The 8,431-nt window shown below is 66.1% G+C and carries 9 protein-coding genes; 2 read left to right on the top strand and 7 right to left on the bottom strand.

The window, feature by feature from the left end:
• Window positions 1-10: 10 nt before the first annotated feature.
• The 4 genes from NOD94_RS05065 to NOD94_RS05050 form a co-directional block, all read right to left on the bottom strand.
• Complete coding sequence (locus tag NOD94_RS05065) at window positions 11-505, bottom strand: replication/maintenance protein RepL (protein ID WP_281204472.1); 495 nt, start codon at window positions 503-505, stop codon at window positions 11-13.
• Entirely contained in the window at window positions 505-1,170 is a 666-nt protein-coding gene (locus NOD94_RS05060; RefSeq protein WP_281204471.1) for a helix-turn-helix domain-containing protein, read from the bottom strand. The genes NOD94_RS05065 and NOD94_RS05060 overlap by 1 nt, the downstream gene beginning before the upstream one ends.
• A 907-nt stretch (window positions 1,171-2,077) precedes the next feature.
• Entirely contained in the window at window positions 2,078-2,947 is an 870-nt protein-coding gene (locus NOD94_RS05055; protein WP_281204470.1) for a hypothetical protein, read from the bottom strand.
• Window positions 2,944-4,557 carry an AAA family ATPase gene (locus NOD94_RS05050; protein WP_281204469.1) on the bottom strand — a complete coding sequence of 538 codons (1,614 nt, stop codon included), beginning with the start codon at window positions 4,555-4,557 and terminating at the stop codon, window positions 2,944-2,946. The genes NOD94_RS05055 and NOD94_RS05050 overlap by 4 nt, the downstream gene beginning before the upstream one ends.
• Before the next feature lie 361 nt (window positions 4,558-4,918).
• Between NOD94_RS05050 and NOD94_RS05045 the strand changes: the two genes are divergently transcribed.
• On the top strand, window positions 4,919-5,704 hold the full coding sequence (locus NOD94_RS05045) for a DUF4158 domain-containing protein (protein ID WP_281204468.1): 786 nt from the start codon (window positions 4,919-4,921) through the stop codon (window positions 5,702-5,704).
• 37 nt (window positions 5,705-5,741) lie between these two features.
• Window positions 5,742-6,293, top strand: coding sequence for a hypothetical protein (locus NOD94_RS05040; RefSeq protein ID WP_281204467.1), 552 nt, complete (start codon window positions 5,742-5,744; stop codon window positions 6,291-6,293).
• 205 nt (window positions 6,294-6,498) lie between these two features.
• Here NOD94_RS05040 and NOD94_RS05035 read toward each other — a convergent pair whose 3' ends face one another.
• The 3 genes from NOD94_RS05035 to NOD94_RS05025 form a co-directional block, all read right to left on the bottom strand.
• Window positions 6,499-6,669, bottom strand: a complete 171-nt coding sequence (locus NOD94_RS05035) for a hypothetical protein (protein WP_281204466.1) — start codon at window positions 6,667-6,669, stop codon at window positions 6,499-6,501.
• Entirely contained in the window at window positions 6,666-7,289 is a 624-nt protein-coding gene (locus NOD94_RS05030; RefSeq protein WP_281204465.1) for a DnaB-like helicase N-terminal domain-containing protein, read from the bottom strand. The genes NOD94_RS05035 and NOD94_RS05030 overlap by 4 nt, the downstream gene beginning before the upstream one ends.
• Before the next feature lie 194 nt (window positions 7,290-7,483).
• Window positions 7,484-8,281 carry a hypothetical protein gene (locus NOD94_RS05025; protein WP_281204464.1) on the bottom strand — a complete coding sequence of 266 codons (798 nt, stop codon included), beginning with the start codon at window positions 8,279-8,281 and terminating at the stop codon, window positions 7,484-7,486.
• Window positions 8,282-8,431: the final 150 nt, after the last annotated feature.

The following is an 8,431-nucleotide window of genomic DNA, read 5'->3' as shown; positions in this document are numbered from 1 at the left end:
CCACACTCACTCAACCCTTGGGGGCCGGGCGCTTTCGCTGCCGGTGCGCCGCGAGGTCCGCAGGCGCCTGAGGAAGGGCGCGGGCCGCTGCCTTCTGCTTCACGGCGGCTTCGTGCTCCACCACCGCGCGCTCGTAGCGATCCGCGAAGTCCGCGGTGTCCAGCCTGTAGGCCCGGTCCATGGTTCGGATCGCCTGGTCGGCTTCCGCGGCCGTCGGAAACGCCGCGACCATCGGATTCATCCGGTAGACGCCGTTACCCTCACGGAGAAGGATCCGGGCGAGCTGCAAGTGGTGCAGGCCCTTCTGGACGAGAGACCGGCTCACACCGAGCCAGTCCGCGATCTCCTGCTGACTCTGAACGATCCGCCCGCCCCATTCCTGGTGGCTGAGGCAGTGGAACAGCACCTTCGCCGCGAAGCCGGGAACGTCCGGGATGTAGGCGAAGATGTTGTAGTTCCCCCACAGAATGGGCTGTGGAGCCTTGTCTGAGGCGTGGACCGACACTATCCCTCCCTCCTTCCTTCGTCGGAGCTCGTACGCCCGCGCTTCCTCTGCTTCGGCGGCGGCGGCTTGGGCAGGACCAGCTCCTTGAACTCCTCAGCGACCTTCGGGTCGAGATCCAGAGCGCTGATCAGCTCCAGCTGGTCGACCCGCATCTTGGCCTTCCTCTGTCCGGCGAACGGTGTCGGCAGGTCGTTGACGACCAGTGTTCCACCTCGCAGTGTTGCCCGCGGATTCAGCTGGTACACACCCCGGCGGACCATGTGCACGATTCCAACTCGGTAGAGCGCCCCGAGCACTCTGTTCACGTGCACGCGCTCCACATCGAGCTCATCGCCGATGTGTTGCTGAGTCGCCTTCACGAGTCCGCCGGGCTCCTGGGTCCCCATCAGGAAGAGGATCACCCGCAGCGCCAGGATGTCCGTCGGGAAGTACTTCGAGAGCCATACAAGGAACTCCTGGCTGTCCATCGCGAAGGATTCACCGAGGAAGGCGTCGGACCTTGAGTTCTTCTCAACCGTGGCTCGATGCCCCGGGGGAAGGCTGAAGACAGGGGCCCGATCCCTCAGGCCGGAACCCTCGAAAGGGCTCCTCACGGGTGCGCGCCGCTTCTTCCGTGGCTCACCTCCCGTCGGATCCTGCCCGGGGGCGTTCAGGGGTTGCGCCATGCGCCCATTCGCTCCTTACCGTGGTTGCCAGACCGCCGGAGCCTATCGATTGCCACCATGAGTGGCAAAGATGCTCACCATGGTGGCAATCCGCGTGTCGAGTGTCTCGCTCCACGTACGTTCAAAGCCGCCAGCTCGCCTCCCCAGTAGCCCTTGCATCCACCTCAGTTTTGCCACTCATGGTGGCAAAACGGGTTCATCAGCCGTGTAAAAGCGCCCTTAGGGCCCGTCAGTTTGCCACCATGAGTGGCAAACTGACGGCTCGAAGTTACGTCACATGAGACGTTCGACAGGCGCAACGTCTCGGCACCAGTACGTTACCCAGCGGTAATAAGATGTCTGAGCTGCGCAAACGCCCGACGCCTTCTCTTCTAGATCAGGCACCGTCACTATCTGCGGGAGTCACGGGTTGGCTGCGCCCTCCGCTTCGCTCCGGTACTCGCGTCGTTTGGCAGGGCACCCACCTCACCATCAGGCCCCTTTTACCCCGGTGAGAAGCAAGCAGCACAGTGGCTGAGGCCGTCTCAGGTTCAGGTGGGCCACTGCGGACCGGATGTAAACGCCTGGTCGACCTAGGCGGACGTTCCGTGGCTCGGCCCAACCCCACCCTCGATCGCGGAACGCCGGTTTCGCGTCCACAGGTGATCGCTCCCTGATGGCTTCGCCGAACCTTGGATCTCGGTACGGACCCTCGTTATAAATGCGGCGGTCCTGGCCGTCATTGCTCGCCGTGGATGATCAGTGGGTTGGTACACACGCACCGTCTCGCGCCGCAGGTACTGCCCCTCCAGCTTGTTGCAGGAGCCACAGAGCAGACCACGCACGACACCCGTGAGGTGATCGTGGTCGATGGGGGGCGCCGTGACCGAGCGCCCCGGTTCAGTATGTGACGCCAGGTCCTGCCCGACTACAGAGTCAGGGCGAAGGCCCCTTCGCAGAATGCGTCGTCCGCGGCCCATGAGCGATAGGCCACGCCGGTCCAGTGGTTGAGGTCTTCGACGAGGTGGCTGGTCGCCAATTCCTCCAGGTAGTCCCGGATGCCGGCGGGTCCGGTGGCGACGAGTTGCCGGGTGAGGTGGTGGCGCATGCCGCGGAGGGTGTTGTTGGCGCGGGTGCTGTAGCGCTTGCCCAGGTCGAGGAACCGGAAGTGGTGTTCCACCCGTGCGGTGAGCACGCTGTCCCAGGTGGGGGGCGCGGTGACGAAGTACTTAAGCCGGCCGAAGCCGCCGGGGGCGACGGTCGCGTGCAGCCAGGTCTCGTGATCGACGCGGTCGTAGTACGGGTGCAGGAGCACCTCGCCCGCCTCGGTTGAGGCCTTGTTGCTCTTGGTGTGGTTGCAGGGGCCGCAGACCGGTACGAGGTTCTGCGGCGCGACGCACAGGGCGGGATGGTCGGCCTTGGGCATGACGTGGTCGAGCTGGGTCGCTTCGCTGTGTCGGCACAGGGGGCAGAGATCGTCCGTGGGCGCGTTCATCAGGGCGTCGTAGATCTCGCGCCCGGGAGAGGTGTCGCGCACCATGCCGCTCTCGTAGACGGTCGCCGCGACCGTCTGGTTCTTTATGTCGGCGCCGAGTCCGAGATCGGTCGGTTCGAGTTGGTGGAGGGTGCGGGCCCGGGCGGCCGTGATGTAGGTGTCCGCGGCCGTCTGTGCGGTGCCGGCGGCTGTCCTCAGCTTGTCGCCGAGGTCCTTGATGTCTTTGGTGCCCCGGGATCTGCTGGTGCACTTCGTCCAGCTTTCGCGGGCGGTGAGCGTGGGCGGGTCCAGGTGCCACATCACAGGCCCTCGTCTTCCCTGTCCGCGATCAGGATGCGAACGATGCCCTTGGCCTCGTCGCCGAGCTGTCCTCCGAAGTGGTCGAGGACCTGGTCGTAGGTGCCGAATTCGTGGACGGCCCGCTTGATCTCGGCGTAGAAGCCGGACTTCATCACTTCGAGCCCGAAGATCTCGTGGGTGAGCACCCCCACGTTCTCCCCGTACGTCTCGATCCTGGGGCGGCGGGCGCTGCCGGTCCGGCCGGTCCGGCCGATCTTGTAGACGCAGGAGCGGGGGACTTCCTGGAGTACGACGGGGGAGTGCGTCGCGGTGATGGCGACGCCGTTGCGCTCCGCCAGCAGGTCGGACAGTGCGCGGACGAAGGAGGCGAGCAGCGGGGGGTGGAGGTGGGCTTCGGGCTCGTCCAGCAGTACGAGCGTCTGCTCGGCGACCAAGTCCACGAGTCGGGTGAGGGTCAGGAGGACGATGGCGTGTCCGGAGCTGAGACTCACGAAGATGTCACGCCATGGACGTCCTGTCCCTGTCCTCAGCTCGCCGAGGACAGCACCGTCTCTTCCATGCTCAGGGCCAAGAAGTATCTCGATCGCCCTCCTGTCGGGGGGTTCGGGTACCGGCCCGTCGGTGGCGCCGATGACGGCGGCGGCGAATTGAGGATCGCTGGCCAGGGTGTCCACGGCCTCGATCCAGCGATCGAAGCGTCCGGCGGTCGCGAGTGAGCCCAGGCTGTCGCAGAACTCGTCCGCCAGTTCCTCCCGTCCCTTCATCCGCGGTGTTGGGCTGATATCCGTTTCGTGGTCGTCGGGGCCGCGCGTCAGGCCGACGTGCGTGTAACTGGCCGTCGCGTGGGAGGGAAGGATGCCGGCGAAGGGATCGAATGCGCTGAAGGTGACGAGCAGGACGTTGGCGAAGCCGACCTCCGTGTCGTAGCTGATCAGGCCGGCGTACTCGGGCCTGTCGTAGAGGCGCACGGCGGCTGTGGCCAGTGAGCGTAGGAGTGTGGTCTTCCCGACTCCGTTGCGTCCGATGAGGACGTGGATGTTGCTGGGTGGCACCGACTCGGGCATGACCTCGAATTCCAGCGGTGGGCGCCGTGAGGCCTCGGGTTCGCGTGGAGGATGGAAGCGGAATCTGTAGGTGGTGAGCCGGTCACCGCCCTGGATGATGCGGTTGAACTGACGGGTGACCGTTCCCGGGCTGACGCTCCGCAGGAGGGAGGTCGCGACTGATTGCTCTCGTCGGAGGAGTTCGAAGGTGGGCAGGCGTGCGGCTAGGTCGCCGAGGCTGCGCAAGATCTCGTGGGCCTCGTAACCGCCGAGAACCATGAGCTTCTCGTAGTACTGGGCTTCCTGTCCGAGGGAGACCCAGGTCTCCGGTCCTCCGGGCAACTGTCGCTCGAAGGTGCCGTGAGGCAGGCGGTCGTCGTCGGGTCGCTGGTTGAAGCGGGCGATCTTGACACGGCCGACCTCGATCGGCATCTCACCGTCGTTCGGGCGGATCCACAGGTCGTAGCTGGTTCGGTAGCCGTAGTCGTCCCAGCTGTCGGGGACCAGGATGGCCGCTCGGGGGCCGGGGTCGGACGGGAAGCTTCGGTCGGGTTGGACGATGATCCGCAACTCGGTTCCTCCATGCTCTCAGCAGCACTCGAACCCGTCGAATCCTATCCAGCCCCCGACCTCAAGTTTCTTGTAACAGACCAACCCCACCACCCACTCGCCGGCATGCCCGGCCCCGCCCCACGCCGTACCCGTGACCACCGGACGTTGGGGAAACCGCGGACAGGGGAGGGGTGGCCAAGGTCTGTTACAAGCAACTTCTAATCTCCTCGACCAGCGTCTCCTCGTCGCCCAGAAGGCCCTGGAGTCCTAGCTCAGACACCAGCCGCAAACTAGGTCGCGGGTAGCCGGACGAGCCCCGTTTCCCCCTCCTGGGCGCCGTCGTTGGTCTGATCGAGTGATCGAGGCCAAAGGGGCGGGCGTGCGGCAAGAGTGGTCGCCAGAGGAGCTGTTGGCGAACTGGACGCTGGTAGACGGTGACTGGGACCTGGTGGCGAACAAAAGCGGGACTACCCGGCTCGGCTTCAGCCTCTTGCTGAAGTTCTTCGAGCTGGAGGGCCGGTTCCCCGATGTGCTGGAGGAGGTCCCGCCGGCCGCGGTGGAGTACGTCGCAGATCTGGTGAAGGTCCCGGCCGGCGACTTCGCGAAGTACACGCTGGTCGGCCGGACTGCCGAGTACCACCGCAAGCAGATCCGTGAGGCCCTGGGCTTCCGGCCCTCGACAGTCGCGGACGAGAAGACGCTGGCCGAGTGGCTGGCTGTGGAGGTCTGCCCGGTCGAGCTGGTGGAGGACCGGCAGCGCGAGGGCCTGCTGGCCGAGTGTCGGGCCCGGAAGATCGAGCCGCCGGGCCGGACCCGGGTCGAGAAGGTCCTCGTCGCGGCGCGGGGCAAGTGGGAGAAGACATTCTGCGCCCGCACGATCGGCCGCCTCGGCGAGGCAGGCACGGCTCGGCTGCTGTCCCTCGTGACCGAGGACAACGAGGCGGGTACGGCGCTGCTGGCCGCGCTCAAGCGCGACCCGGGCGCGGTCGGCTTGGACTCCCTGCTCACGGAGATCACCAAGCTCAACGACGTACGGCGCGAAGAGGGGCCAGCACCCCTCACCCGCCACCGTCATGCGGATGCTGCGGGAGCACGACGAACAGGCCGCCACGGCGGCGGCAGGCGCGTGATCATCCGGCTAGTTTGCGGCTGGTGTCTGAGCTAGGACTCCAGGGCCTTGAGGGCCGCACCAAGGAGACGTCATGCGCTTGTCCAGAACCTTCACCGCCGGAGCCGCCCTCATAGCGCTCGCGTCCCTGACAGCCTGCGGCGGGGACGGGGACACCCTCGCCGGGAGCGGCGGCAAGAGCCTGCCGAAGGCCAAGGACGTCGCCGCAATGGAACGTTTCGTCAACACGTACACGAGCTGCACGGACCTGGAGACCTACGCGCCGGAGCGCAAGTACGGCGGCAACGAGTTCGAGGACATCCCCAAGGGCACCGAAGCGGGCGTGAAGGAGAAGATGTACTGCGACGCCGAAACCGGGCACATCGCCTTGGTGGCCATCTCCGACATGAAGAAGTTCCAGCAGGCACTCAAGGCGAACGACGCGGCAGAGAAGCAAGCGGTCGTATTGGTCGGGGTGGACTTCGCAGTCGTTCCCAATGCCGGCGACACCATGCGCGCGCTGAAGCCTTCGGGGCTACTCGTCGCGTCGTGCAGCGCCAAATTCAACAGTGAGCTTCCCAGTGGCTACACCAAAACCGATGGCAAGGTCGAGGGATGCATCCTCACGGACTACTTCCCCACGTAGCCGACACCACCGCCTGACCACTCGGAAGTGAACCAAGTCGCGGGCAGGCTCAGTGCCGGCCGCAGGGGCGGGGATACGACATGGCCGAAACGGGTCTACCAAAGGGAATAGCAGCAGCCGACGGAAGGCCCCGCATGAGTACCCCATCTCCAACTCCGCCGCACAGGGCAACGCTTTCGTGCTGCCCGTCCGGGAGCCCGAACAACTACCGGCCCGCGTCTCGCTTCGCCGCCCACACCACCTCGTCAGGGTGGGCGGCGATCCGCAGTCCGACCCACGCCGTGTCGTGATCGACAGCGGTCAGACGAACGAGCCTCCCCGCCTGCCAGGAGGTGACAGGCGAGAAGACCCATCGGCGCAGCGTCAGTCGGTTCACCCTCGTACCACCTCGTACGCCGTTGCGAAGCCGCCCGAGTAGGGAAATCCCTTGACAGGTTGAGCGAACCACGCCGAATTGTGAGTGGGAGGCTTCACCACCGGGGCTGGGGCTTCTCCCGCGCGGGCAAGTTCGGTGAGAAAGGCGCTCCCGCCGACGGCCGCGAGTTTTCCCCGCCGGTACAGGTGGACACCCACGTCGATCGGTCCGATGGCCTCCCCCGCGGCGTGAAGCATCAGGATCGAAGTGAGGATCACCGAGAGTGGTTCGTTCAGGTCCTCGGGCAGCAACGAGGCGGCGACGTGCGGGATGACTTCGGGGGTGACGAGCAGCCGGCCCACCAAGGCCCGCTGCGTTGCTTCGGTGTCCACCGGCTCCTCCAAGACGTCCGGTTCGGGAGCCAGTGGCGAGTCGGGTGTCGGTCGGGCCTCGGCTCCGGAAGCCGGTGATGCCCTGAAGGTCTTGGCGAGTTCCGAGACCCAGCCGACAGACCACCCTGTGGTCTCGGCGAGCTCACGGACGGAAGTTCCGTCCGCAACGCCGACGCGCACAGCCTCGGTGGCTGCGGACTGGCTCATCTTCACCCGAGGGTGGGCGTGTGTGTCCGTGGAGGAAGGCATGGGGCGAAGATATCGACGCTTCCCTGCCCGGCTGCGAAATGTCCCTCGGACGAGCGAAGGGCCTTCACGACTTGAACCGGGGATACCTCCCGGTCGATCGACGGCTGAACCGCTGAGGGAATCGAACCGGAGCCGGCGGGCGTTACGGGCCACCGAGCGGTTGCTCTGCACCCTTGGGTGGCGCCTGGGTTTGCTCACTGGGGCAGTACCCGCAGGATCTCTTCGACCAGGTGGTCGGGGTGCGCGGTGTCCAGGCTCGTGCCGAGTTCGGCGACGGAGTCGTAGATGGCGCTCCCGTCCGGCATCACGACCTTGAGGTCCAGGGACCAACAGCTGTCTCCTCGGCCGAAGCTGAAGACCTGGCCCTGGCTCTCGATGTCGATCTCGCAACCGCACCCGGTGGACAGGCTGTCCACAATGCCCTGCGTGGGCGTTGTGGGGTCGCATCGGGTCATCGGCGTGCGGGGGCCCAGCAGGCGGGCAACGGCTGCGACTGCTTCGTGGGCGTCGGCTGGCAGAGGTGCTGTGGAGGGCGTCCGAAGGAGGAGCTCGACGGACTGGGAGGCGTGGCCGCCCAGTACTCGGTCGAGCGCGTCAGCCGCCGCGGGAAGAGTCGTTCGTGGCCGCTCGTCGCCATGGTCAGTCTGGTGGCCCAAATCGCCACGGGCGGCCATGTGCGCCAGTACCCGGTCGACACCTCGCAGCGCCTCGGCCGCTGCTGAAACCTGTGCGAACAGTGCGGACACCACGGTCGCCGCCTGTTGCGGGGTGTATAAGGCCCACTGACTGCGGAGCAGCACGCACAAGGTCTCGGATGCCTCGGCGGCTGCGCACGCCATGTCGATGGCGTATCCGGGGTCGGTGACTCCGTGGTCCATCAGGGATCTGATCTCGGTCGTGAGGTCGCTGCCTTCCTCCTCGGCCTCGTAGGGTGATCGCCAGGAGTCGGAGTCGTCGCTGTCGGGAAGCGTCGTTCGCGTCGCATTGTCCACGGGAGTACCAACCCCGTCAGATGGGTCAGGTCACGGGGATGGGCAGCAGCTCCGGACGCGGTGAACGCCTCTCCGTATCAGGGCCAAGGTCTGTCACAACCGACTTCAAGCCTCCGTCCAACCGTTCCGGTGGTGCGTGTACCCGCTGCG

Source organism: Streptomyces sp. Isolate_45, from assembly GCF_024721315.2.
Classification (GTDB): domain Bacteria; phylum Actinomycetota; class Actinomycetes; order Streptomycetales; family Streptomycetaceae; genus Streptomyces.
Note: the sequence above shows the minus strand (reverse complement) of the source record. Positions and strands in the feature narration are given on the sequence as shown.